Annotated in this window: 23 protein-coding genes; 6 read left to right on the forward strand and 17 right to left on the reverse strand. The window is 68.6% G+C overall.

Features of this window, described 5'->3' with window-relative positions:
• Positions 1-117 precede the first annotated feature (117 nt).
• The 6 genes from FHT38_RS25575 to FHT38_RS04020 all read right to left on the reverse strand — a co-directional run bounded on the left by FHT38_RS25575 (position 118) and on the right by FHT38_RS04020 (position 8,072).
• Positions 118-2,238, reverse strand: coding sequence for a methyl-accepting chemotaxis protein (locus tag FHT38_RS25575; RefSeq protein WP_183490128.1), 2,121 nt, complete (start codon positions 2,236-2,238; stop codon positions 118-120).
• A gap of 160 nt (positions 2,239-2,398) precedes the next feature.
• On the reverse strand, positions 2,399-2,908 hold the full coding sequence (locus tag FHT38_RS04000; protein ID WP_221213793.1) for a chemotaxis protein CheW: 510 nt from the start codon (positions 2,906-2,908) through the stop codon (positions 2,399-2,401).
• Positions 2,909-2,962: 54 nt separating this feature from the next.
• Positions 2,963-4,888: a methyl-accepting chemotaxis protein gene (locus FHT38_RS04005; protein WP_183490134.1), complete on the reverse strand. Its 1,926-nt coding sequence runs from the start codon at positions 4,886-4,888 to the stop codon at positions 2,963-2,965.
• Positions 4,889-4,960: 72 nt separating this feature from the next.
• Entirely contained in the window at positions 4,961-7,108 is a 2,148-nt protein-coding gene (locus FHT38_RS04010; protein ID WP_091722273.1) for a chemotaxis protein CheA, read from the reverse strand.
• A 19-nt stretch (positions 7,109-7,127) separates the two neighbouring features.
• Positions 7,128-7,490 carry a response regulator gene (locus tag FHT38_RS04015; protein ID WP_067068294.1) on the reverse strand — a complete coding sequence of 121 codons (363 nt, stop codon included), beginning with the start codon at positions 7,488-7,490 and terminating at the stop codon, positions 7,128-7,130.
• Positions 7,491-7,613: 123 nt separating this feature from the next.
• Complete coding sequence (locus FHT38_RS04020) at positions 7,614-8,072, reverse strand: hypothetical protein (protein WP_183490137.1); 459 nt, start codon at positions 8,070-8,072, stop codon at positions 7,614-7,616.
• A gap of 271 nt (positions 8,073-8,343) precedes the next feature.
• Here FHT38_RS04020 and FHT38_RS04025 point away from each other — a divergent pair, with 271 nt between their 5' ends.
• The 6 genes from FHT38_RS04025 to FHT38_RS04050 all read left to right on the forward strand — a co-directional run bounded on the left by FHT38_RS04025 (position 8,344) and on the right by FHT38_RS04050 (position 14,937).
• Positions 8,344-9,504: a histidine kinase gene (locus FHT38_RS04025; RefSeq protein ID WP_183490140.1), complete on the forward strand. Its 1,161-nt coding sequence runs from the start codon at positions 8,344-8,346 to the stop codon at positions 9,502-9,504.
• Positions 9,501-10,148, forward strand: coding sequence for a response regulator transcription factor (locus tag FHT38_RS04030; RefSeq protein ID WP_091722286.1), 648 nt, complete (start codon positions 9,501-9,503; stop codon positions 10,146-10,148). Before FHT38_RS04025 ends, FHT38_RS04030 begins: the two co-directional genes overlap by 4 nt.
• Before the next feature lie 315 nt (positions 10,149-10,463).
• Positions 10,464-11,684: an efflux RND transporter periplasmic adaptor subunit gene (locus FHT38_RS04035; RefSeq protein ID WP_221213732.1), complete on the forward strand. Its 1,221-nt coding sequence runs from the start codon at positions 10,464-10,466 to the stop codon at positions 11,682-11,684.
• A gap of 35 nt (positions 11,685-11,719) precedes the next feature.
• Positions 11,720-12,415 (forward strand): ABC transporter ATP-binding protein, encoded by a 696-nt coding sequence (locus FHT38_RS04040; RefSeq protein ID WP_091722294.1) that lies wholly within the window; start codon positions 11,720-11,722, stop codon positions 12,413-12,415.
• A 33-nt stretch (positions 12,416-12,448) separates the two neighbouring features.
• Positions 12,449-13,618: an ABC transporter permease gene (locus FHT38_RS04045; protein ID WP_091722299.1), complete on the forward strand. Its 1,170-nt coding sequence runs from the start codon at positions 12,449-12,451 to the stop codon at positions 13,616-13,618.
• Between the two features lie 2 nt (positions 13,619-13,620).
• Entirely contained in the window at positions 13,621-14,937 is a 1,317-nt protein-coding gene (locus tag FHT38_RS04050; RefSeq protein ID WP_183490143.1) for an ABC transporter permease, read from the forward strand.
• Between the two features lie 62 nt (positions 14,938-14,999).
• Here the strand turns inward: FHT38_RS04050 and FHT38_RS04055 are convergent, their stop codons facing one another.
• From FHT38_RS04055 to fliJ, 11 genes are all read right to left on the reverse strand, one after another.
• Positions 15,000-15,377, reverse strand: a complete 378-nt coding sequence (locus FHT38_RS04055; protein WP_183490146.1) for a hypothetical protein — start codon at positions 15,375-15,377, stop codon at positions 15,000-15,002.
• Positions 15,377-15,841 (reverse strand): hypothetical protein, encoded by a 465-nt coding sequence (locus FHT38_RS04060; RefSeq protein ID WP_183490149.1) that lies wholly within the window; start codon positions 15,839-15,841, stop codon positions 15,377-15,379. The genes FHT38_RS04055 and FHT38_RS04060 overlap by 1 nt, the downstream gene beginning before the upstream one ends.
• A gap of 194 nt (positions 15,842-16,035) precedes the next feature.
• Entirely contained in the window at positions 16,036-16,800 is a 765-nt protein-coding gene (fliR, locus tag FHT38_RS04065) for a flagellar biosynthetic protein FliR (RefSeq protein ID WP_091722317.1), read from the reverse strand.
• A 25-nt stretch (positions 16,801-16,825) separates the two neighbouring features.
• On the reverse strand, positions 16,826-17,095 hold the full coding sequence (fliQ, locus tag FHT38_RS04070; protein ID WP_091722320.1) for a flagellar biosynthesis protein FliQ: 270 nt from the start codon (positions 17,093-17,095) through the stop codon (positions 16,826-16,828).
• A gap of 25 nt (positions 17,096-17,120) precedes the next feature.
• A complete protein-coding gene (gene fliP / locus FHT38_RS04075; protein WP_183490152.1) occupies positions 17,121-17,909 on the reverse strand; it encodes a flagellar type III secretion system pore protein FliP in 789 nt (262 codons plus the stop codon).
• Between the two features lie 13 nt (positions 17,910-17,922).
• Positions 17,923-18,288, reverse strand: a complete 366-nt coding sequence (locus tag FHT38_RS04080) for a flagellar biosynthetic protein FliO (RefSeq protein WP_183490156.1) — start codon at positions 18,286-18,288, stop codon at positions 17,923-17,925.
• 28 nt (positions 18,289-18,316) lie between these two features.
• Entirely contained in the window at positions 18,317-18,760 is a 444-nt protein-coding gene (fliN, locus tag FHT38_RS04085; protein ID WP_091722331.1) for a flagellar motor switch protein FliN, read from the reverse strand.
• Complete coding sequence (fliM, locus tag FHT38_RS04090) at positions 18,753-19,754, reverse strand: flagellar motor switch protein FliM (RefSeq protein ID WP_183490159.1); 1,002 nt, start codon at positions 19,752-19,754, stop codon at positions 18,753-18,755. Before fliM ends, fliN begins: the two co-directional genes overlap by 8 nt.
• A 25-nt stretch (positions 19,755-19,779) precedes the next feature.
• On the reverse strand, positions 19,780-20,358 hold the full coding sequence (gene fliL / locus FHT38_RS04095) for a flagellar basal body-associated protein FliL (RefSeq protein ID WP_091722336.1): 579 nt from the start codon (positions 20,356-20,358) through the stop codon (positions 19,780-19,782).
• A gap of 136 nt (positions 20,359-20,494) precedes the next feature.
• On the reverse strand, positions 20,495-21,973 hold the full coding sequence (locus tag FHT38_RS04100) for a flagellar hook-length control protein FliK (protein ID WP_183490162.1): 1,479 nt from the start codon (positions 21,971-21,973) through the stop codon (positions 20,495-20,497).
• A gap of 36 nt (positions 21,974-22,009) precedes the next feature.
• Positions 22,010-22,480: a flagellar export protein FliJ gene (fliJ, locus tag FHT38_RS04105; RefSeq protein WP_091722343.1), complete on the reverse strand. Its 471-nt coding sequence runs from the start codon at positions 22,478-22,480 to the stop codon at positions 22,010-22,012.
• Between the last annotated feature and the right edge of the window lie 31 nt (positions 22,481-22,511).

Here is a 22,511-nt window from a genome sequence, read left to right on the forward strand (position 1 = left end):
TCTCAGCCTTTCGCCCGCGGATGCGCGGGAGCTCTCTATCGTGGGGATAGGCCGCAGGCTATCAAGCCCGCGGCTCTCCCGATCACGAGGCGCGGATTGTCCCAGCGGCCTCCGCAGTCAGAAGGTTTCCCAGTCGCCGTCGTCGGCGGCTGGCACGGGACGCGGCGGGGGCGCCGCGACCGACGGAGCGGCGGCGGCTGGCTTCGGCGTCGGCGGCTTGACGGTGCCATGCGCGGCGCCATTCGCCCCGGGCCGGACCGCCTTCATCGGCGCGGGCTGGGTCGAGGCCATCTTCGTCACCGCGCCGGGCGCGGTCGATGCCGAGCGGGGCGATGCCGTTGACGCCGCCGACGCCGCCGAGGTGGCCGGCCTCGCCGCCGGCGCGCGAGCCGCGGCCTGAGCCGGCGCCGCCCGCTTCACCCCCTCCATCGCGTCTTGCCCGAGCCGGAACACCGACACGATCTCCGTCAGCCGATGCGCCTGGTCCTTCAGGCTCTCGGCCGCCGCCGCCGATTCCTCCACCAGCGCCGCGTTCTGCTGCGTCATCCGGTCCAGCTGCACCACCGCGTCATTGACCTGCGCGATGCCGGCGCTCTGCTCGGTCGACGCGGCGGTGATCTCGCCGATGATGTCCGTCACCCGCTGCACGCTGTGCACGATGTCGTTCATCGACTCGCCCGCCGCCTGCACCAGCCGCGACCCGGCCTCGACGCTGGTGACGCTGGCGCCGATCAGCGCCTTGATCTCCTTGGCGGCCTCGGCACTGCGCTGCGCCAGCGAGCGCACCTCGCTCGCCACGACCGCGAAACCGCGTCCCTGCTCGCCGGCGCGTGCCGCCTCCACCGCCGCGTTCAGCGCCAGGATGTTGGTCTGGAAGGCGATGCCGTCGATGACGCCGATGATGTCGTTGATCTTCTTGGAGCTGGCGTTGATCTCGTCCATCGTCGAGACCACCTGGCCCACGACCTCGCCACCGCGCGCCGCCGCGCTCGACGCGCTCGAGGCCAGCTGGTTGGCCGTCTGCGCCGCGTCGGCGGTCTGGCGCACCGTCGCGGTCAGCTCCTCCATCGACGACGCCGCCTGCTGCAGGTTGGACGCGGTCTCCTCGGTGCGCTGCGACAGGTCCTGCGAGCCGATCGCGATCTCGCTGGACGCGGTGGTGATCGAGTTGCTGGCCGAGCGCACGTCCAGCAGGATGCGCTGGATCTTCTCGGCGAACAGGTTGAAGGACGACGCGATGCGCCCGACCTCGTCCCGGCCGCCGGCCGGCAGGCGCTGGGTCAGGTCGCCGTCGCCGGCGCTGATGTCGTCGAGCGCGGCGCGCACGCGGTCCACGCCGCGCAGCATCGCGCTGATCGTGCCGGTCATCGCCAGCGCGGCGATCGCCATCATGACCAGCGCCGTGATTACCGCGGTGCGCAGCAGCGCGCCCAGCGAGGCCAGCGCCTCGTCCTTCTTCGCCGCGACGAACAGCTGCCAGTCGGTGTCCGCGATCGGGGTGCCGCTGATCAGGAAGTCGTCCCCGCCGACCCGCGCCTCGGCCCAGCCGGCCTGCGGGTCCAGCGCGGTCGCCAGCGCCTGCGGCGTCAGCTGCTCGGAGATCGCCGTGGCCGCCTTCAGCGCCAGTTGGGCGTCGGGGTGCGCGACGATCTTCCCGTCCTTGGACATCAGGAAGGCGAAACCGCCGGGCGTCGGCTTGATCGCCTGGACCGTGGCGACGACGTCGTCCAGGAAGACATCGGTGGCGACCACGGCCTTGGTGCCGCCGCCGCTCTTGTCTGCCGCCGCGAAGGTCACCACCAGGCGGCCCTTGGACGCGTCCATGTAGGGCGCGGTCAGGATCGTTCCCGACGCGGAAGCGGCGCCGGTGTACCAGGGTCGGCCGGTGGGGTCGTAGTCGGCGGGCAGGTTCTGCGGCGTGTTGAAGACGATCTTCTTGTCCGCGAAGCCGACGTAGGCGGCCTCGAGCCGGCCGGACTTGGCCGCCTGCTGCAGCAGCGGCACCGGGTCGGCGGCGCCGACCGCTGGCTGCAGCGAGGCCACGATGTCGCGCTGCGCCCGCACCCATTGCCGGATCGCGTCGCCGCGCGCCGCGGCCAGTTCATCCAGGGCCTGGGAAACCTGCCGGTGGGTGTGGCCGCGCACCGTCACGTAATTGGCGACGGTGATCGCCAGCAGCGTCAGGGCGACGATGCCCACGCCCAGCGAGATCAGTCGGGTCTTGATCGAGTCGAACATGAACGGGCTCCGTGTCTCGTCGGCGCCGGGCGTGTGCCGCTCTCTGGCGCGTGCCTCCACGATTCGCTCTCTCGGTCTTTTTTCCTGCTCCGGCACCCCTCAGGGCAGGGCGCGCGCCCGGCAGGAGAAACGCCCGGACGGTGCCGGGCGTTGCGCGCGATCAGGCCGTGGTCATCGCATCCATCAGGCCCATGTCCGCGCTGGACATCAGGCCCTCGATGTCGATCAGGATCAGCATGCGCTCGGCGACCGCGCCGATGCCCATGATGAAGCTGGTGTTGACGGCGCTGGCGCTCAGCTCGGGCGCCGGACGGATCACGTCGCGGTTCAGCTCCAGCACGTCCGACACCGAGTCGACCACCGCGCCGACGACGCGGTTCTTGACGTTCAGCACGATGACGACGGTGAAGCTGTTGTACTCGGCGGTGGCGCAGCCCAGCTTCAGGCGCAGGTCCACGATCGGGACGATCACGCCGCGCAGGTTCACCACGCCCTTGATGAAGTCGGGCGCGTTGGCGATGCGGGTCGGCTGCTCGTAGGAGCGGATCTCCTGCACCTTCAGGATGTCGATGCCGTACTCCTCCTGACCCAGGCGGAAGGTCAGGTACTCGCCGCTGGCGGGCGCGGCGCTGACGCCTTGCGGGACCAGCGCGCCGGAGTTCGCTTGCATGACTTGCGTGCCGGTTTGTTGAACGATTTCCATGTGTTGACCTCGTGCGGCGGATTAGAAGGTTTCCCAGTCGCCGTCGGCGGCGGTGGTGGCCGGCACAGCCGGCGGCGGAGTGAACGGGGCGGGCGCGGCCTTCGGGGCCGCGGGCTTGGGAGCGGCGGGCTTGAGCGCGGCCCGGGCCGGCTTGGCGGCCGTGTTTGCGGCCGTCTTTGCGACGCCATGGGCCGGCGACGCCAGCGGCTTCGCGGCAGCCACCGGCTTGGCGGCTGGCGCCGTGGCGGCGCTGAACGACGCGGCCGGCCTGGCGCTGAAGGTCGTCGACGCGGACGTGACGCCCGACGACGACGAAGAAGACGGCGACGAAGAAGACGACGACTTCGCGGTGAACGCGGTCGCCGACAGCGCGCCGGCGCTGCCCGACACGCGGAAGCGGTCGACCACGGCGCCCAGGCGCTCGGCCTGGTCCTTCAGGCTTTCGGCGGCGGCGGCGGACTGCTCCACCAGCGCGGCGTTCTGCTGCGTCATCTGGTCCAGGTTGCTCACGCCCTGGTTGACCTGGCTGATGCCGTCGCTCTGCTCGCTGGAGGCGGCGGTGATCTCGCCGATGATGTCCGTCACCCGCTGCACGCTGGAGACGATGTCGCTCATCGTCGAGCCCGCTTCCTGCACCAGGCGCGAGCCGGTTTCCACGCGCTCGACGCTGGCGCCGATCAGGGTCTTGATCTCGCGCGCGGCCTCGGCGCTGCGCTGGGCCAGCGAGCGGACCTCGCCCGCCACCACCGCGAAGCCGCGGCCCTGCTCGCCGGCGCGGGCGGCTTCCACCGCCGCGTTCAGCGCCAGGATGTTGGTCTGGAAGGCGATGCCGTCGATCGTGCCGATGATGTCGCTGATGCGCTTGGAGCTGGCGTTGATCTCGTCCATCGTCGAGACCACCTGGCTCACCACCTCGCCGCCCTTGGCCGCCGCGCCCGAGGCGGAGGAGGCCAGCTGGTTGGCGGTGCGCGCCGAATCGGCGGTCTGCTTGACCGTGCCGGTCAGCTGCACCAGCGAGGAGGCGGCCTCCTGCAGGTTGGACGCGGTCTGCTCGGTGCGGCTGGACAGGTCCTGGTTGCCGGTGGCGATCTCCACCGAGGCGGTGCGGATCGAATCGGCCGCGGTGCGCAGCTGGCCGACCATCGCCTGCAGCGCTTCCTGCATGTGGTGCAGCGAGCGCATCAGCTTGGAGGCCTCGTCCACGCCCTCGACCGGCTTCATCTCGCGCGACAGGTCGCCCTCGGCGATGGCCTCGGCGAGCGCCTCGGCCTCGGCCAGCGGCGCGCAGATGGTCTGCATGTTCAGCAGCGTCAGCGGCACCACGACGATCGCCGCGAACACCAGCACCAGGCCGAAGGTCCAGAGCACGCCGCCCTGCGTCTTCTCGATGCCGGCGCGCATGTCCTCGGCCTGGGCCTGCATGCGCTTCTCGACTTCGTCGAGCTGCTTCTCGGCCTGCGCGACCTGCTCCTTGGCGGGACCGAGCAGCCGGTCCGCCACGGCGGCGTGGTCATAGGCGCCGGCCTCCAGCTGCGACACCACGTTGGCTGCCTTCTGCGCGTAGGCCTCCAGCGAGGCCTTGATCTGCATCAGCACGGCCTTGTCGTCGTCCGGGCTCAGCACCGCGACGGCCTCGAGGTGCTCGGCCGCGGCCTTGCGCGAGGTGTCCCAGGCCGCATGGGCCTGCTTCACGGCCTCGGGCTTCTCGTAGTTGATGATCATGTCCTTCTCGTAGCGACGGATCTCTCCCATCGCGCCGTGAAGGGCGCCCACGCGCTGGCCGCGGGTCGCGGATTTCTCCAGGAACTCCTGGGTCTGGCCTCGCATCGACTGCATGCCGAACAGGCCGACACTGCCGACCACCATCAGCAGCGCCAGCACGATGCCGATCGCGCCGATCATGCGGGTCCGGATGCTGAATTGACGCATCAACGCGCTGAAATTCATGTCTACCTCTTATGCGTTGCGCATCGGCCGCCCGGCCGATGCCCACGTGACTTCAATGGCGCTCAATGACGTTCAATGGCGCGAGCGGCGCACCAGGCTGCCCACGTCCAGGATCAGCGCGACCCGGCCGTCGCCCATGATGGTGGCGCCGGAGACGTCGGTGACCTTGCGGTAGTTCGCCTCCAGGTTCTTGACCACGACCTGCTGCTGGCCGAGCAGCTCGTCCACCAGCAGCGCGACGCGGCCGCCCTCGGCCTCGACGACGACCATGATCGAGCTGACATGCTCGAAGTCGAAGCGCGGCACGTTGAAGACCTGCTCGAGCTCGACGACGGGCATGTACTCGTCGCGGACCTCGACCACGCGGCCGGAGCCGCCGACGGTCTTGATCGTGTCGGCCTGCACCTGGAAGGACTCGACCACCGAGGACAGCGGCAGGATGTAGACCTCTTCGCCCACGCCCACGCTCATGCCGTCCATGATGGCCAGCGTCAGCGGCAGCCGCACCGAGACCTTCATGCCGTAGCCTTCGGCGGAGTCGATCTCCACCGTGCCGCCCAGCGAGGTGATGTTCTTCTTCACCACGTCCATGCCGACGCCGCGGCCGGAGACGTCGGTGACCTGGTCCGCGGTCGAGAAGCCCGGCGCGAAGATCAGGCCCCAGACTTCCTGGTCGGTCATGGAGTCGGGCGCGTCGATGCCTTTCTCGCGGGCCTTCCTGATCAGCTTCTCGCGGTTCAGGCCGCGGCCGTCGTCGCGGACCTCGATGACGATGGAGCCGCCCTGGTGGGAGGCGACCAGCGTGATCGTGCCCTGCTCGGGCTTGCCCTTGGCAAGGCGATCGGCCGGCGACTCGATGCCGTGGTCGCAGCTGTTGCGCACCAGGTGGGTCAGCGGGTCGGTGATCTTCTCGACCAGGCCCTTGTCCAGTTCGGTGGCTTCGCCCTGCGTGACCAGCTCGACCTTCTTGCCCAGCTTGGCCGCCAGGTCGCGCAGCATGCGCGGGAAGCGGTTGAACACCACCGACATCGGGATCATGCGGATCGACATGACCGATTCCTGGAGGTCGCGGGTGTTGCGCTCCAGGTCGGCCAGGCCGGAGGCCAGCTGCTGGTACAGGCCCGGATCCAGGTTGCGGCTGTTCTGCGCCAGCATGGCCTGGGTGATGACGAGCTCGCCCACCAGGTTGATCAGCTGGTCGACCTTCTCGACCGACACGCGCAGCGTGGACTGGTCCGGGCTGGCGCCGCCGCCGGCGCGCGGGGCGACGTCGGTGCGGGCCGGGGCCGCCGGCTTGGCGGCCGGGACCGGCACGCTGGCCTTGGCGGCCTCGGCGGCCTTCGCCTCGGCGGCGGTGGCCTCGGGCACGCCCGGGGCGTCGTCGAAGAAGCCGTAGCCGGGGTCCTCGTCCTTCTTGGTCTCCAGCGGCGCGCCCGGCGCGCCTTCATGGAAGCCGAAGCCCTCGGTCAGCGGCATCAGCTTGACCTGCTCGCGCGAGACGTGGAAGGTGAACAGGTCCAGCAGGTCGTTGTCGGTGCTGCTGGTCAGGACCTTGAACCGGCGCATGCCGTCGGCCGGGATGCCGCCGTCCAGCGGCTCGATCGTGCCCAGGTCGGTGATTTCCTTGAACAGCTCGACCAGGTTGTCCGCCTGCGCCGTGTTGCTCAGCGGGCCGACCAGCAGCTCGAGCTGGCGCACGGTGGACTTCAGCGGCGCGGGGGCCGCGGCCGCGGGCGCCGGGGCGGGCGCGGCGACCGGGGCCGGCGCGGCCGCGGGGGCGCGGGTGCCGTCCAGCGTGCCGCCTTCCACCAGCGTGCGGATGCTGCTGAGCAGGGCCGAGGTGTCCACCGCGTCGGCGCCCGAGCCCTGGTGACGGGCCAGCTGCGCCTTGAGCGCGTCGCCCGACTGCAGCAGCACGTCCACCATCGGCGAGGTCGGGGCCAGTTCATGACGACGCAGCTTGTCCAGCAGCGTCTCCATCTGGTGCGTCAGCTCCGCCACGTCGTTGAAGCCGAACGTCGCCGCGCCACCCTTGATCGAGTGGGCGCAGCGGAAGATGGCATTCATCTGCTCATCGTCCGGGTTCTCGATGTCCAGGTTGAGCAGCAGCTGCTCCATGTTGTCGAGGTTCTCGCCGGCCTCTTCGAAGAAGACCTGGTAGAACTGGCTCAGGTCGATGCCTGCGCCGAGATTTGCGCCTTCGGAGGTCATATCTCCCATGAATCTCTCCAGCTCGCCTTCAGCGGATCACCTTGCCGATCACCTCGATCAGCTTGGCCGGGTCGAAAGGCTTGACCAGCCAGCCCGTGGCGCCGGCGGCGCGGCCGGCCTGCTTCATCTGGTCGCTGGACTCGGTGGTCAGGATCAGGATCGGCGTGGTCTTGAACTTGGGGTTGTCGCGCAGCTTCTTGGTGAGGCTGATCCCGTCCATCCGGGGCATGTTCTGGTCGGTCAGCACCAGGTCGAAATCGCGTTGCGACGACTTCTCCCAGGCGTCCTGCCCGTCCACCGCCTCCACGACGTTGAAACCCGCATTCTTGAGGGTGAACGAGACCATCTGGCGCATGGAGGCCGAATCGTCTACGGCGAGGATCGAGGGCATTTTTGGTTCTCCGGATGACAAGCGGTTTTCGGGTGGACCTGAAGATTCTTGAGGGCCTTGACGGCGATCTGCCGACAGCGGCCGGTGTTTTCGTGACCTAACGGACGGAACGACGGAACATCGTCAGAACAACTCGATCGATCCCGCGTCCATCTCGTCCTGGGTGACGGGATTGGGACGCAGCGGGGCGGTCTCGACGACGGCCAGGCCGTCCTCGTCCTCCCCGAAGGTGTCGCGGGCCAACTGGTCCGAGCAATTGCGCAGCCGCTGGCTCGTGTGCGCGATCAGCTGCGTGGACATGTCCTGGAACTGCAGCGCCGTGATCGCACCGGCCAGATGCAGCATCAACTGCTGCAGCGCGTCCTGGTCCCGGGCCTCGGGCAGGCGCTCGCGCATCTGGTCGACCAGGCCCGACGCGCCGAAGAAATGCGTCGACAGGGCCTCGCAGGCATCGTCCAGCAGACGCTGCAGGCGCTCCAGGTCGTTGTTGACCGTCATCAAGTGGTCCTGCAGCTCGGCAGCGGCCAGCAGCGGCATCAGTCCGCTGCCTTCCGGCTCGACCGACGTCTCATCGATATGCATCTTGGCTCCACATAGGGCGTCCTGGTGCGTCGTCATGTCTGCCCAACTCAAACATGCGCCCGGACTTGTCGGCTGGCAAGAATCTTCGGCTTTTGCCACGCATCTGTCGACGGGACTAACCGTGCAAAGTAGTCCCATTAGCTTGGATCGACTGGACGCTGACAAATCTCGATAAGGGTAAACCCAAGACTCTACGGTTTCCAGATCAATAAAACCCAGGGGTCTCCTGCACAGATGAGGGATGCGCGACAAACTTGGCATACTCGCGCCCATGCCGACTCTCCCCCTGGCCGAGCGCTGTCTGCGCCTGCTGCATATCGAGGATTCCGACCTGGATCACCAACTGATCCTGGCCCAGCTGCAACGGGCCGGATTGCGTTTCGAAATCACGCGGCTGGACACGCTGCCCGATATCGAGGCCGCCCTCGACCGGACCTGGGATGCGGTGATTTCCGACTACAACCTGCCGGGGTTTTCGGGGCTCGTCGTGCTGGACATGATCAAGCAGCGGCAACTGGTGCTCCCGTTCGTGCTGGTGTCCGGCGAGATCGGCGAGGACACGGCCGTCGCGGCGATGCGCACCGGCGCGTCGGACTACCTGCTCAAGAACAACCTGGCGCGGCTGGCGCCGGCGCTGCTGCATGCGATCGAGTCCTGCGAGGCCCAGCTCGCCCGCCAGGAGGCCGACCGCGAACTGCTCAAGTCCAAGCAGCAGCTGCACGAGCTGGCGGGGCACCTGCAGACCAGCGTCGAGATGGAGCGGGCCGCGATCGCGCGTGAAATCCACGACGACGTCGGGGGCTCGCTGACGGCGCTCAAGTTCGACCTGGCGTGGATCGCGCGCCACAGCAAGGACGAGGACGTGCAGCAGCGGGTGCAGTCGGCGCTGGAAACGGTCACCAGCGCCATCGAATCGAGCCAGCGGATCATGCACAACCTGCGTCCCGCGATCCTGGAACAAGGATTGCTGGCAGCGGTGCAGTGGCTGGCGGCGCGCTTCGAGCGCCGCACCGGCATTGCGACCTCGGTGCGGCACGTGGGTGACCAGTTCCAGTTGCCGGCCGGCGTGCCGCTGGTGGCTTACCGCTGCGCGCAGGAGGCCTTGACCAACGTGTCCAAGCATGCCGGCGCGACCCGGGTCGAGGTGGAGTTGAGCATGGAGGGCGGCGTGCTGACGCTGGAGATCAAGGACAACGGCCACGGCATCGCGCCGGGCGACCTGAGCAAGGCCCGCAGCTTCGGCATCCGCGGCCTGCGCGAGCGCGCCGCGACGGTGGGCGGCTGGGTCGATTTGAGCAGCGGTCTGCATGGCACGGCGCTGATCCTGTCGGTGCCGCTGCGCGGCGTCATCGGCGACTTCGAGTTCGATGAGGACGGCGAGCCGCTCTCCGTCGGATCCGGCCATGACCCCTCCTCGTGGGGCGCCCTATGATCAAAGTCATCCTTTGCGACGACCACGCGCTGATCCGCCGCGGCATCCGCGACACGCTCTCCGACGCGCCCGACATCGAGGTCGTCGGCGAGGCCGGCGACTACGGCGAGCTGCGCAGCCTGATGCGCAGCCTGCCGGTCGACAAGCAGTGCGACGTGCTGGTGCTGGACATCAACATGCCGGGCCGCAGCGGCCTGGACGTCCTGCACGTGCTCAAGGACGAGGGCACGACGACGCGGGTGCTGATCGTGTCGATGTATCCCGAGGACCAGTACGCGATCCGCGCGCTGCGCGCCGGGGCCTTCGGCTACGTGAACAAGGGCGGTGACCCGCAACTGCTGGTGCAGGCGGTGCGCACGGTGGCGCAGGGCCGCAAGTACGTGACGCCGGAGATCGCGCAGATGCTGGTCGAGAGCCTGACGGCGCCGGCGCCGGAGCAGGCCCACCAGAAGCTGTCGGACCGCGAGCTGCAGACGCTGGTGATGATTGCCTCCGGCAAGCGTCTGTCCGACATCGCCGAGGAGCTGATGCTCAGCCCCAAGACCGTCAGCGTGTATCGCGCCCGTGTCCTGGAGAAGCTGGCGCTGTCCAACAATTCCGAGTTGACCGTCTACGCCATCCGCAACGGACTGGTCGAAAGCTGAGCAGTCCCGCATTGCTCGCTGTTCCAAAGGGGGAAGTCAGCGAGCCCAAAAGGTGGGCAGGCAGCGAGTGAGAGTGGGGCCGGAATGGGGCATGGGGGTCCAGGAGGGACCCCCATGCCCCGTGGAGAGCCCGCGCTTGGCGACCCGAAGTCCAAACCAACGCGCCCCGGTCGAAACCGCCCCCTCCCGTTCGTCGTCTTCAGGGGACATTCGCGCCTGCCAGCCGCCATTCATCGCAAGCGAGTCTTGACGAGGCGGGGGCGCCTCGGAGAATGCGCCCCGGATTGAACACAGGGGGCCGTCATCGATACCGCATTGTTGAAAGAGCTGCGCATCCAGGGCGATGAGCGCGAGGACCATGGCGGCGGGCCGCCGCGGTGGGTCTGGATCCTGGGGGTGGTGCTTGTGGTGCTGGCGCTGCTGGGCGCGGGCGGCTGGTGGTGGTGGACGCAGTCCCAGGTGCCGGAGGTGCAGACCGCGAACGCGCAGGCGCGCGGCGGCGCGGGCGGCAACGCGGTGCTCCAGGCTACCGGCTATGTGACCGCGCGGCGCGCGGCCACGGTCTCGACGCAGATCACCGGCACCTTGACCGAGGTGCTGTTCGAGGAGGGTGACAAGGTCCGCAAGGGCCAGGTGCTGGCCCGGCTCGAGGACCATGCGCTGCGGGCGGCGCTGGACATGGCGCGGGCCAACGTCAAGAGCGCCCAGGCCAACATCGAGGCGACGCGGGCGCAGCTGGCGCAGGCGCAGTCCGACCTCCGGCGCCAGGACGAGCTGGCCCTGAGCGGCATGACGACCCGGCAGCTGGCCGAGCAGGCCCGAACGGCGGTGACCGCGACCGCGGCGCAGCTGGAGGCGCGGCGCCGCGAGGCCGACGCCGCCTCGGCGCAGGCGGCGCAGGCGCAGGTCAACTTCGATTACACGGTGGTCAAGGCGCCGTTCTCCGGCGTCATCACCGCCAAGGCGGCGCAGGTCGGCGAGATCGTCTCGCCGCTGTCCGCCGGCGGCGGCTTCACCCGCACCGGTGTCGGCACCATCGTCGACATGGACTCGCTGGAAGTGGACGTCGACGTCAACGAGGCCTACATCGGCCAGGTCAAGTCCGACATGCCGGCCGAGGCTGTGCTGGATGCCTATCCCGACTGGCGCATCCCGGCGCATGTGATCGCGGTGGTGCCGTCGGCCGACCGCGGCAAGGCGACCGTCAAGGTGCGGGTGGCGCTGGAGCAGAAGGACCAGCGCGTCGTGCCCGACATGGGCGTGCGGGTGTCCTTCCTCGCCGGCAAGGCGCAGGCGCAGGCCGCGCCGCCGCCGGGCGTGCTGGTGCCGCGGTCCGCGGTCGTGACGCGCGACGGCGCGGACGTGGTGTTCGTCGTCGTCGGCCAGAAGGCCGCGGCGCGCAAGGTCAAGCAGGGAACGCCGGTGGGCGATCAGGCGGTGGTGCTCGAGGGCCTCAAGGCCGGCGAGCCCCTGGTGCTGAATCCGCCGGAGCAGTTGCGGGATGGTGGTGCGATCAAGCTGACCGCCGCCAAGTGAACGAAGTGCATGAACCGTTGAAGCGAGGAGTCACCGTGAGCAACCTGATCGAGATCCGTGACCTGTCCAAGGTCTACACCCGCGGCAAGCAGAAGGTGGAGGTGCTGCACCACATCGACCTGGACGTCGCCCAGGGCGAGTTCCTGGCCCTGATGGGCCCGTCGGGCTCCGGCAAGACGACGCTGCTGAACCTGATCGGCGGGCTGGACCAGCCCAGCGGCGGCAGCATCGCCATCGGGGGCGAACGCATCGACCAGCTCAGCGCCGCGAAGCTGTCCAAGTGGCGCGCGGCCAAGGTCGGCTTCGTGTTCCAGTTCTACAACCTGATGCCGACGCTCTCGGCGCAGCGCAACGTCGAGCTGCCGCTGCTGCTGACCAAGCTGTCGGCCGCGGAGCGCAAGAAGCGCGCCGCGATCGCGCTGGCACTGGTGGGCCTGTCGGACCGCGCCAGCCACAAGCCGACCGAGCTCTCGGGCGGTCAGCAGCAGCGCGTGTCGATCGCCCGGGCGATCGTGTCCGACCCGACGCTGCTGGTCTGCGACGAACCGACCGGTGACCTGGACCGCCAGTCCGCCGAGGACGTGCTGGCGCTGCTGCAGGCGCTCAACCGCGACCACGGCAAGACCATCGTGATGGTCACCCACGACCCGAAGGCCGCCGAGCGCGCGCGCCAGACGCTGCACCTGGACAAGGGCACGCTGGTCGAGCAGGTCGCCCACGCGGTGGCCTGAGCCCGCGCGGCACGGCAACGACAAGGGGTCGTCATGAAATACCTTCATCTCATCTGGGCGGCGCTGTTCCGGCGCAAGCTGCGGACGGTGCTGACGCTGGTGTCCATCATCACCGCGTTCCTGCTGTTCGGGCTGCTGGACGCGGTCCGCACCTCGTTCGACCAGGCCGGCCAGTCGGCCAATGGCGCGTCGCGGCTGCAGACCGGCTCGCGGCTGTCCTTCATCCAGACGCTGCCGATGGCGCTGACCCAGCGCATCCAGGCGGTGGACGGCGTCAAGATGGTGACCTACGCGAACTGGTTCGGCGGCGCCTACCAGGACCCGCACAACCAGGTCTTCAGTTTCGCGGTGGCGCCGAACTACCTGGACGCCTATCCGGAGATGGTCGTCACCGACCAGGCGAAGCAGGCCTTCGCCTCGACCCGCATCGGCGCGCTGGTCGGCGAGGGCCTGGCCAGGCGCTTCAACTGGAAGGTCGGAGACAAGATCCCGCTGCAGTCGACGATCTTTCCGGACCGCAGCGGCAGCAAGAACTGGCAGTTCGAGATCGTCGGCCTGATCCACGCGGCGGACAAGAAATCCGGCGGCTGGTACGACCAGATGTTCCTGCTGAACTGGAAGTACTTCGACGACACGACCCCCTACAACCAGGGCGCCGTCGGCTGGTACGTGACGCGGGTGAACGACGCCAACCAGGCGGACCGCGTGGCCAAGGCGATCGATGCGATCTCGGCCAACTCGGACCATGAGACCCGCACGCAGACCGAGCAGGCGGCGATGGCCTCGTGGATGAAGCAGGTGGCGGACATCGGGCTGATCGTCAGCTCCATCATGGGCGCGGTGTTCTTCACGCTGCTGCTGCTGTCGGGCAACACGATGATGCAGGCGGTGCGCGAGCGCACCAGCGAGATCGCGGTGCTCAAGACGATCGGCTTCTCGGGGCACAGCGTGCTGGCGATGGTGCTGGCGGAGTCCATCCTGCTGCTGGTCATCGGCGGCGTGATCGGACTGGGCCTGGCCAGCGTGCTGGGTCCGATCATCAGCGCGGGCAGCGGCGGGTCCCTGAACCTGCCGGCGGCCGGCTTGAACAGCTGGGCCATGGGTGTGGGCTTCATGGTGCTGTTCGGGGTGATCGTCGGCGCGCTGCCGGCGCTCAACGCGATGCGGCTGAACATCACCGACGCGCTGGCGGGGAGGGCCTGAACATGAAATTCCTGAAGAACCTGGGACTGGTGCTGCTGCTGGCGCTGGTGCTGGCCGCGTGGGTGATGCTGCCGTGGTTCGGCGCCCTGGCGCTGGCCGTGTTGCTGGCGCTGTGGATGCTGCTGACGCGGCGAGGCGCGCAGGCCCGGTCGGTGACCAGCGTCGGCGTCAGCACGCTGCCGCAGCGGCTGGGCTCGTCGGCGGTGATCGTCGTGGGCATCGCGGGCGTCGTCGGCGTGCTGGTGGCGCTGCTGGCGATGGCCGAGGGGTATGCCGAGACCTTGCGCAAGTCCGGCAGCGAGGACACGGCGATCGTGCTGCGCGGCGCGTCGGCGGCCGAGGTGGCGTCGGTGATGTCGCGCGAGGACATCACGCAGATCGCGCAGGCGCCGGGCGTGGCCAAGAGCGCCAAGGGCGAGCCGCTGGTGTCGGCCGAGACGGTGGTCGCGGCCAACCTGCCGGTCAAGGGCACGACCACCGACGAGGAAGGCAGCGTGCAGATGCGTGGCGTAGGCGATGAAGCCTTCGCGGTACGGCCGCAGGTCAAGATCATCAGCGGGCGCAAGTTCCAGCCGGGGCTCAAGGAGTTGATCGTCGGCCAGGGAGCGGCGCGGCAGTTCGAGGGCCTGGCGCCCGGCAAGCAACTGCGGCTGGGCAGCCAGATGTGGACGGTGACCGGCGTGTTCGCGTCAGGCGACTCGATGGAATCGGAGCTGTGGGCCGACGCGCCGGTGGTGGCCGAGACCTATCGCCGCGGCGCGAGCCGCAATTCGGTGACGGTGAAGCTGACCGATGCGGCGGCGTTCAAGGACTTCAAGGCCGCGCTGGAGGCCAATCCGCAGCTCAAGGTGGACGCCACGACGACGCTGGCCTTCTTCGCCAAGCAGTCGGAGCAGATGACCAAGATCCTGCGGATCATCGGCATCGTGGTGGGCAGCATCATGGCGGTGGGGGCGGTGTTCGGCGCGCTGAACACCATGTTCGCGGCGGTCGCGACACGCGCCCGGGAGATCGCCACGCTGCGCGCGATCGGCTTCCCCGGCCTGCCGGTGGTGGTGGCGGTGATGCTGGAGACCATGCTGCTGGCGGCGCTGGGCGGATTGATCGGCGGTGGCATCGCCTACCTGCTGTTCAACGGCCACGCGGCGTCAACGATGGCGGCGGGGTCGGTGGGCAAGCTGAGCTTCGAGCTGCGGGTGTCGGGGCAACTGCTGTGGGAGGGCCTGAAGTGGGCCCTGGCCATCGGCTTCATCGGCGGCCTGTTCCCGGCGGTGCGGGCGGCCAGCGTGCCGGTGACGACGGCGCTGCGGGAGCTGTGAAATGAGAACCGGCCGGTGCTGGGAAGCATCGGCCGGTCTTTTGTCTCCTGTTCCGCACGCATTCACTTCTTGCGCGCGGGTCGCCGCTTGGACTTCGCACGGAGACGATTCAGCGCTCGATGCATTCGCCAGGCGGTGTTGAGGGCGTTGGTCGCGGTCTCGGGTGCAACAGGTCGGTCAATCACATAGTCCGATTCGTTGCGAAGCCCCCGCAGGTATGCGAGATCGATGGACAAGCCCGACTGCCCGCAGACCTTCAGTTTTTCCTGGGTCAATCGATGGGCTCGGCCATCGGGCGCCTTCACGCGCATCAACTCCCGGGCGATGAGGAAGATGCCGTAGTACGCGCGTGAGACGGCGGTGCGATCGCTTGCCTCGGTGCCATCCTTCCCCAGGCGTTCGGCGAGGCCGATGAGCTCGCTTGGATTGAATGCATGCATCAGTCGCGCCTCCCGTCGGAGGCGCTCAGGCGAGGACCGACTCGCCCGGGAAACGGTCCGGTCCTCCGACAGACGGCGACTGGGCCGATGAGAGCGGTCATCCTGGGTGTCAGGCCGCGGAGGAAAGCCTTCTCTTCCTTGCTGCAAAGATGGTCGGCCTCGGTGAAGCCATAGACGCTGAAGAGCAGGATGCCGTAGGAGTCGAACTCGGGACAAACACGCACCGTGATGTCCCGACCGGGGTAACTCTTCAGCAGATGCTTGTGCAACTTGTCGAGGTCATTCACTCGTACTTCATGGTGAAAGCGTCCGAAGTTCTGGATGGTCCGCTCGTAGCGCGTCGAGCCGAACAGGGCGTCCGACTCTTCTCCGTGGCAGTGGGCAACCGGGGGGCGCCGCGGCACGCGGCGTTGGAAGGCGATGGCTTCGATCTTCTTGATCTCCGCCGGGGTCATGGGTCGCATGGTTCTCTCCATCAACAGGTAAACGATCCCGCGTCGCGTTGGGCATTGCGGGGCTGTTGACATTGTTCAGACCTGACCCCGCATCAGCCATGACTCGAACTGGTTGGCGCGGAGGGAGAAAACGGCAAGAGCTGGGGCACCCAACCGGGGGAGCGAGAGGGGCAGTTTGATGTCAGCGCACGGATGCGTCGGCGTCAGTTGAACGCCGCCAGCATCCGCTCCAGCGCGACCATGAAGGGCTGATGCATCAGCGGCAGCGTCGCCACCAGCCCCACCAAGCCGATGCTGACCGTCAGCGGGAAACCCACCGAGAACACGTTCAGTTGCGGTGCCACCCGCGAGATGATGCCCAGCACCAGGTTCACGAACATCAGCATCGTGATCAGCGGCAGCGCGATCCACAGGCCCATGCGGAAGATCTCCGCGCCCCACACCTGGGGCTGCGCCACGCGCAGGAAGCGGAAGGGCTCCTCGCCGACCGGGAAGGCCTGGAAACTCTCCACCAGCGAGTTGATCAGCATCAGGTGTCCGTTGATCGCGACGAACAGGAAGGCGACCATCGAGCCCAGGAAGCGCGACGAGGACGTGCCCTGCGAGCCGGTCGACGGATCGAAGAAGCCGGCGAAGTTCAAGCCCATCTGCAGGCCGATCAGTTCGCCGGCGAATTCCAGCGCGGCGAACACCACCCGCACCGCGAAGCCCATCGCCAGGCCGATCAGCAACTGCTGCGCGACCGCCGTCAGCAGCTGCGGCAGGGAGTCCAGCGGGATCACCGGCATGGCCGGCAGCGACGGCTGCGCCGCCACCGCGATGAACAGCGCCAGGCCGATGCGCACCCGCGTCGGCACCTGGCGCTGGCTGAACACCGGCATGCCGGCGAACAGCGCCAGCGTGCGGATGAACGGCCACAGGATCGGATTGATCCAGGCCAGCAGCTGCGCTTCGCTGAAGGAGATCATCGGAGCGGCCGGAGGAACGGCGGGCTCAGCCCAGCGCCTGCGGAATGCTCTGCAGCGTGCGCTGGATGTATTCGACCAGCGTCGTGATCATCCAGGGCCCGGCGATCGCCAGCACCAGGACGGCGGCGACGATCTTGGGCACGAAGGAGAGCGTCGATTCGTTGATCTGCGTCGCCGCCTGGAACACCGACACCAGCACGCCGACGGCCAGCACCGTCAGCAGGATCGGCGCCGCCACCATCAGCAGCACGTACAGGCCCTGCTGGCCGATCGTGAAGACCTGTTGAGCATCCATGGACTTCTCCTTGCGGACCGCGCCGCTACTGCGCGAACGAGGCCGCCAGCGATCCCAGCAGCAGGTTCCAGCCGTCCGCCAGCACGAACAGCATCAGCTTGAAGGGCAGCGACACCAGCACCGGCGACAGCATCATCATGCCCAGGCTCATCAGCACGCTGGAGACGATCATGTCGATCACCAGGAAGGGGATGAAGATCAGGAACGCGATCTGGAAGGCCGATTTCAGCTCGCTGGTCACGAAGGCCGGCACCAGCACGCGGAAGGGCACGTTCTCGGGCGCGACGTTGGGCTCGAGCTTGGCGAGCCGGGCGAACAGCGCGACGTCGGACTGGCGCGTCTGCTTCAGCATGAAGGACCGCATCGGCACCTGCGCGCGGTCCAGCGCGACGTCGAAGCCGATCTGGCCGCTCTGGTAGGGCTGCCAGGCCTCGGCGTAGACGCGGTCCAGCGTCGGGCTCATCACGAAGAAAGTGAGGAACAGCGACAGGCCCACGATCACCTGGTTGGGCGGCGCCGCCTGCGTGCCCAGCGCCTGGCGCAGCAGCGACAGCACGATCACGATCCGGGTGAAGCCGGTCATCATCAGCAGCACCGCCGGCAGGAAGCCCAGCGCGGTGAAGAACAGCAGCGTCTGGATCGGTACGGAGTAGCTGTTGCCGCCGGCGCCCTGGCCGATGATCAGCGGCACGCTGGCCGGCGCGCCGCCGCCCTGCTGGGCCCAGGCGGCGGCGCCCAGGCCGCCGAGCGCGGCGAGGACCGCCAGCGAGCGCAGCGGGCGCCGCGGCGGGGAAGGGAGGTTGGGGACCGTCATGCGCCGTGCCCGATCAGGTCGAGGTGGGGGAGCCGGGGCCATCGGCGTGCCTGCCGCCGAGGTTGCGCTTGAGCAGCGAGGAGAACGAGGGTTGCGCGGCCTGCAGCGCCGCGCCGGCATCGGCCTGCGGCGGCATCACGTGCAGGGTGCGGATCTGCTGGCCGGTGATGCCCAGCACCAGCCACTGGCGGTCTTCGTCCTGGCCCACCTCGACGATCACGATGCGCTGGCTCGGCGCGATCACGAGCTGCGCGACGGTGCGCAACTGCCCGCCCAGCGCCGCGCCGCCCAGCGGCGTGCGTTTCAGCAGCCACAGCACGACGGGGATCAAGGCCAAAATGGCCAGGAACCAAAGGAGTGGGACGAGGCTGTTGTTCATGGCCGGCGACTATAGCCGCCGAAGGGTCTCAGGCCTTGCTGAGGCGGCGCATGCGTTCGGAAGGGGTCACGATGTCGGTCAAGCGGATGCCGAACTTGTCGTTGACCACCACGACCTCGCCTTGCGCGATCAGGTAGCCGTTGACCAGCACGTCCATCGGCTCGCCGGCCAGCGCGTCCAGCTCGACCACCGAGCCCTGCGCCAGCTGCAGGATGTTCTTGATCGGGATGCGCGTGCGGCCCAGCTCCACCGTCAACTGGACCGGGATGTCCAGGATCATGTTGATGTCGCTGCCCGGCAGGTTACCCGGCGTCGGCGCGAAGTTGGTGAAGGCCGCCGGCGCGACCTGCTCGGCCACCGGCTGCACTTCGGCCGCGACCTCGCTGCCGCCGCCTCCGCCAGCCTCCGCCAGCGCCGCCGCCCATTCGGCGGCCATTGCGTCCTGTTCGTCCATCGGGGTGTTGTCAGCCATTGCGGGCTCCCAGCCAGCCGGCATCCGGGCCGGTCAGCATCTTTTCAATCTTGATCGAATACTTGCCGTTCGAAGTGCCGTAATGGCAGTCGAACACCGGCACGCCGTCCACCTTGGCCTGGATGATCTGCTCCAGGTCCAGCTCGATGAAGTCGCCCGGCTTGAAGGCCAGCAGCTGTTCCACCGTCGCGGGCGCCTTGGCCAGCTCCGCCACCAGCTCGACCTCGGCCGACTGGATCTGGTGCTTGAGCAGGTTGACCCAGCGGCGGTCGGGTTCGCTCGAGTCGCCCTGCGTGGTGCTGTACAGCACGTCGCGGATCGGCTCCAGCGTCGAGTAGGGAATGCAGAAATACACCGTGCCGCTGGTCTCGCCGATCTCCAGCGTGAACGAGGTCGAGACGACGATCTCGCTGGGCGTGGCGATGTTGGCGAACTGCGGCTGCATCTCCGAGCGCTGGTACTCGAGCTCCAGCGGATAGATGCCCTTCCAGGCCTTGAGGTACTCCTGGATGATCACTTCGACCAGGCGCAGGATGACCCGCTGCTCGGTGGCGGAGAAATCCCGGCCCTCGATGCGGGTGTGGAACTTGCCGATGCCGCCGAACAGCGAGTCGATCACCGCGAACACCAGCGTCGGGTCGCAGACGATCAGCCCGTTGCCGCGCAGCGGCTTGACCGACACGATGTTGAAGTTGGTCGGCACCACGATCTCGCGCAGGAAGGCGCTGTACTTCTGCACCTTGATGCCGCCGATGGCGACTTCCGGGCTCTTGCGGATGAAGTTGAACAGCCCGATGCGGATGTTGCGCGCGAAACGCTCGTTGATGATCTCCATCGTGGGCATGCGCCCACGGACGATCCGTTCCTGGCTGGCGAGGTTGTACTCGCGGATGCCGCCAGTCTGAACCTCCTCGGCCTCGAGCTTCTGGCTCTCGCCGGTGATGCCCTGGAGCAGGGCATCGACTTCGTCTTGCGACAGGATTTGCTGATTCATCGCCTGATCCCTTCGGGAGCCCCGTTCACTGCACGATGAAGGTGGAGAAGAGCACCTGCGTCACCGGGCTCTCGACCGGGCGCTTCTTTTTCTTCTTTTTCTTCGGCGCGGCGTCTTCGTCCTCTTCCTCGTCGTCGAGCTCGATGCCCATCGGACGCACCGACTCGCGGCGGATCTCGCGGGCCAGCTTCTCCTTGCCTTCGCCGCTGAGCAGCTCGGCCGAGGTCTTGTGCGACAGCACGATCAGCACGTTGTTGCGGATCGCCGGCATGTAGGCCTTGAGCTGGTCGGCGAACTTGGGATCGGCCACCTCCAGCGTGATGCCGATCTGCGCGAAGCGGTCGACTTCCTTGTCGGCCAGGTTCACGGTGAACGGATCCAGCGGAACGAAGGTCGGCGGCGTGCCGGGCTTGGCGTGGGCGGTGGCCGCGGGCTTTTCCTCGGCGGCGCCTTCCTCGTCCTCGGCATGGGACTTCTTCTTCATCATCAGCAACGCGGCGACGCCCACCAGCACCACCACCAGGACGATGGCGATGATGATGATCAGCTTCTTCTTGCCGCCACCCTTGACGGCGGCGTCGTTGCCTGCGGCGGCTGTGGCCATGGGCGCTCCGATGATGAAAAAAATGGATCTGGCGGGGAACCGGACCTGACGATCCGGCAATGGCTCCCATTGTGAAGCGCCGCCCCCGCGCTCAACGCGCGAAAAGGCGGCGGATTCCGGTCAGACTCGCGGACCGTCAGGCGTACAGGTCGACCAGCCCGCGCGGCGCGGTGCGCCGTTCGCCGCGGCCGGTGGCCGCGACGGCACCGTCGTCGTCACCGCGGCCGCCGCGGCGACCGTTGCCGTTCGACGCGCCATCCGGGCGGCCGTCACCGCGATTCTGTCCGCCTTGGGAGGAGGTCTGGGCGAACACCCCGCCACCGCTCAGGGTCAGCCCCTGGGCCTGCAGGGCGGCCGCCAGGTCGGGCAGGCTGCGTTCCAAGACTTCCCGGGTGGCCGCCTGCTGCGCATGGAAATTCACCTGCGCCTGCTGGCCGTCCAGCTGGATGTTGATCGATACCGGGCCCATCTCGACCGGATTCAGCTGGAGCTGGGCCTCATGGATGCCGTCCTGGATCAGCAGGCTGACGCTGGCCGAAAGCTCGGGCGCGAAGTCGGGGCTGTCCATCGGCTGGCTCAGCGACACGCTGGGCGCCGGGGCCGGCGCGGCGCTGTCGGCACCGGCGGTGCCGGCAGCCGGAGCGGCCTGCTGCGCCGCGGCAAGCAGCGCCTCGAAGCTCGGCGTCGGGCCCTTGGCGGCGCCGTCGGCCATGGCGATCTCATGCGCGCCGCCGGCGGCAGCCTGCAGGGTGTCGGTCCGGGTCGACGCGTCCGCGCCGTCCGCGGCGCCCGGCTGGCCGGCCGCGGCCTGGCTCAGCTCGCGCTGGAGCTGCTGGCGTTCGCGCATCGCGTCACCGGTGGTGAGCGGCTTGCCGTGGGCGTGGGCGCCGCCAGGCAGGGCCTCGCTGCCGGCGTCGTCGGCGGAGGCGCCGCCGCGTGCCGGCTTCGGCTCGGCCGGGGCCTCGCCGCGCAGCATCGCCAGGATCTGCTCGGCGGAGGTGGCGCCACTGTCCTTGGCTTCCTTGGCTTCCTTGGCGACCTTGCGGTCCTGGCCTTCGGCATCCTGGCCGTCAACGCGCTCGGAACCCGGGGCGTCGGCCGCGCCGGTCGCCGTGGCGTCCGGCGCATCGCTGGCATCGGCCGCATCGGCCTGATCCGCGGCGGCTGCCGTGTCGGCACGGTTCGCCGCGCTCGCGCGGGCCGGCGCCTTCGCGTCCTCGGCCTTGTTGGCGCTCTGGCGAGCCGCCGCATTGCGGGCGGCCAGCTTGTTCTCTTCCTTCGCGGCGGTGTTCTCCGGCGACCGGGCGGACGGGGTGGCCGGCTTGGGCGCGGGCGCCGATTCCTGGCGCTGGGCCTGCTGGCGGGCGTCGAGCTGCTGGGCTTCCAACTGGCGGGCCTGCTGCTGCGACTGGGCCTGCTGGGTCGCCAGCTGTTGCGATTGCAACTGCGCCATCGTCGAGCGAGCCGACTGCGCCGACTGCTGCTGCAGCTGCTGGTTGCTCTGGTTCAGCAGGCGCGAGAAGTCGGCCGAGCCGCCATCCTTGCGGCCGGCGGGGGCGGACGGCATCGCGCCGAGGCCGCCCGGCAACGCGGGGGTGTTATGGATCTGCGTCATGACGGGAAAAAAGGGGTTCCGGCGACCGGATCGCGCTCAGGCGACCAGGCGCGACATCGGGTGGCCGCCGCGCGAAGCCGCGCGGGCGGCCTGCTCGTCGGTGGCGCGTTGTTCCTGGCGCATCTGGGTGCGCAGCGTCTCGGCGCGACGGCGCTCGATCAGCTTGCGGACCGAGGCGACGCGCAGTTCGCGCTCGCGCAGCAGGTCGCGGGCGGCGCTCAGGCGCTGGTCGGCGTAGTCGGCGATGCCGCTCTGCTGGCCGATCGCCTGGTCCAGCCGTTGGCCGAAGTTCTGGTAGCAGCCCAGCAGCTGGACCGTGGTCCGCTGCGCGAATTCCTGCGACCAGCGGCTGCGGTAGTCCGTGCGGTATTGCGCCAGTTGGTCATGCTGGTTGCGGGCGGCGTTGGCACGCGCCTGCGCTTCCTGCAGATGACGCAACGCTTCATCGCGCTCGGCCTCGGCGCGTTCGAGGAGAACGGTCAGGGCCTGCAAGTTGGAACTACTCATGTCGATGACCTCGCTTCACGGATGTCGGCAG

It is taken from the genome of Mitsuaria sp. BK041 (genome assembly GCF_014193085.1).
Taxonomy (GTDB): Bacteria; Pseudomonadota; Gammaproteobacteria; order Burkholderiales; family Burkholderiaceae_C; genus Roseateles.

Coding starts and splice junctions, on each gene's coding strand:
- FHT38_RS25575 (WP_183490128.1), bottom strand. CDS start 2,238: ATGTTCGACTCGATCAAGACCCGACTGATCTCGCTGGGCGTGGGCATC.
- FHT38_RS04000 (WP_221213793.1), bottom strand. CDS start 2,908: ATGCAAGCGAACTCCGGCGCGCTGGTCCCGCAAGGCGTCAGCGCCGCG.
- FHT38_RS04005 (WP_183490134.1), bottom strand. CDS start 4,888: ATGAATTTCAGCGCGTTGATGCGTCAATTCAGCATCCGGACCCGCATG.
- FHT38_RS04010 (WP_091722273.1), bottom strand. CDS start 7,108: ATGGGAGATATGACCTCCGAAGGCGCAAATCTCGGCGCAGGCATCGAC.
- FHT38_RS04015 (WP_067068294.1), bottom strand. CDS start 7,490: ATGCCCTCGATCCTCGCCGTAGACGATTCGGCCTCCATGCGCCAGATG.
- FHT38_RS04020 (WP_183490137.1), bottom strand. CDS start 8,072: ATGCATATCGATGAGACGTCGGTCGAGCCGGAAGGCAGCGGACTGATG.
- FHT38_RS04025 (WP_183490140.1), top strand. CDS start 8,344: ATGCCGACTCTCCCCCTGGCCGAGCGCTGTCTGCGCCTGCTGCATATC.
- FHT38_RS04030 (WP_091722286.1), top strand. CDS start 9,501: ATGATCAAAGTCATCCTTTGCGACGACCACGCGCTGATCCGCCGCGGC.
- FHT38_RS04045 (WP_091722299.1), top strand. CDS start 12,449: ATGAAATACCTTCATCTCATCTGGGCGGCGCTGTTCCGGCGCAAGCTG.
- FHT38_RS04050 (WP_183490143.1), top strand. CDS start 13,621: ATGAAATTCCTGAAGAACCTGGGACTGGTGCTGCTGCTGGCGCTGGTG.
- FHT38_RS04055 (WP_183490146.1), bottom strand. CDS start 15,377: ATGCATGCATTCAATCCAAGCGAGCTCATCGGCCTCGCCGAACGCCTG.
- FHT38_RS04060 (WP_183490149.1), bottom strand. CDS start 15,841: ATGCGACCCATGACCCCGGCGGAGATCAAGAAGATCGAAGCCATCGCC.
- fliR (WP_091722317.1), bottom strand. CDS start 16,800: ATGATCTCCTTCAGCGAAGCGCAGCTGCTGGCCTGGATCAATCCGATC.
- fliQ (WP_091722320.1), bottom strand. CDS start 17,095: ATGGATGCTCAACAGGTCTTCACGATCGGCCAGCAGGGCCTGTACGTG.
- fliP (WP_183490152.1), bottom strand. CDS start 17,909: ATGACGGTCCCCAACCTCCCTTCCCCGCCGCGGCGCCCGCTGCGCTCG.
- FHT38_RS04080 (WP_183490156.1), bottom strand. CDS start 18,288: ATGAACAACAGCCTCGTCCCACTCCTTTGGTTCCTGGCCATTTTGGCC.
- fliN (WP_091722331.1), bottom strand. CDS start 18,760: ATGGCTGACAACACCCCGATGGACGAACAGGACGCAATGGCCGCCGAA.
- fliM (WP_183490159.1), bottom strand. CDS start 19,754: ATGAATCAGCAAATCCTGTCGCAAGACGAAGTCGATGCCCTGCTCCAG.
- fliL (WP_091722336.1), bottom strand. CDS start 20,358: ATGGCCACAGCCGCCGCAGGCAACGACGCCGCCGTCAAGGGTGGCGGC.
- FHT38_RS04100 (WP_183490162.1), bottom strand. CDS start 21,973: ATGACGCAGATCCATAACACCCCCGCGTTGCCGGGCGGCCTCGGCGCG.
- fliJ (WP_091722343.1), bottom strand. CDS start 22,480: ATGAGTAGTTCCAACTTGCAGGCCCTGACCGTTCTCCTCGAACGCGCC.